General features: G+C 64.1%; 1 protein-coding gene. It reads right to left on the bottom strand.

Annotated features, from left to right (window positions below):
• Positions 1-41: 41 nt before the first annotated feature.
• Positions 42-922: IS3 family transposase (locus K2F54_RS18900; RefSeq protein ID WP_220607399.1), on the bottom strand; the 881-nt coding region annotated here is incomplete at its 5' end.

Genomic DNA, 922 nt, shown 5'->3' with positions numbered 1-922 from the left:
GGGACTGCCCCGAGTTCAGTTGACTCAAAGGGTTAGTGGTTTCAGGCGGCTTTGAGGGCCACGTTTATTGTCTCAAACTCGATCGGGGTGAGCTTGCCGAGGCGGCGTTGCCGGCGCTTGCGGTGGTAGGTCCGCTCGATCCAGACCACCATTGCCAAGCGCAGTTCCTCCCGGGTTGACCACCGCTGCCTGTCGAGGACATTTTTCTGCAGCAGGGCGAAGAAGGACTCCATCGCGGCGTTGTCGCCGCAGGCGCCGACGCGCCCCATCGACCCGGTGATGCCGTTGTTCTTCAGCACCCGCAGGAACGCGTTGGAGCGGAATTGGGAGCCTCGGTCCGAGTGCAGGATCGTGCCGTCGATGGTGCGTTGGCCGATCGCGTTCCGGGCCGCGGCGACGGCCAGAGACGCCTTCATCCTCGAGTCGATGGAGTAGCCCACGATCTTGTTCGAGTAGACGTCCTTGATCGCGCAGAGGTAGAGCTTGCCTTCGTCGGTGCGGTGTTCGGTGATGTCGGTGAGCCATAGCTGGTTCGGGCGTGTCGCGGTGAATTTCCGCTCGACGAGGTCGTCGTGCACGGGCGGGCCGGCCTTGCGGGTGAGGCCGCGTTTCTTCGCGAACACGCTCCAGAGTCGTTGCTGGGAGCAGAGCCGCCAGACGCGGTTCTCACCGGCGGTGAGGCCGGCTTGGTGGAGCTCGTCGGCGATGAACCGGTAGCCGAACGCGGGGTCGTCCCGGTGAGCGTCCCAGGCGGCATTGGTGAGGTGAGCGTCGTCCCAGTCGCGCTGAGAGACGGGGTTGCGCTTCCACTGGTAGAACGCTTGTTTAGAGAAGCGCAACACCCGGCAGGTCACCGTGACGGGGACACCGTCGACGGCCAATTCACGGACCAGCGGGTACATCATTTTGGGTTGACGTCCCG

Origin of the sequence: Cryobacterium inferilacus (assembly GCF_019599185.1) — a bacterium.
Taxonomy (GTDB): Bacteria; Actinomycetota; Actinomycetes; order Actinomycetales; family Microbacteriaceae; genus Cryobacterium; species Cryobacterium inferilacus.
The sequence above is the reverse complement of the archived record's forward strand: the minus strand, read 5'-3'. Positions and strand labels throughout refer to the sequence as shown.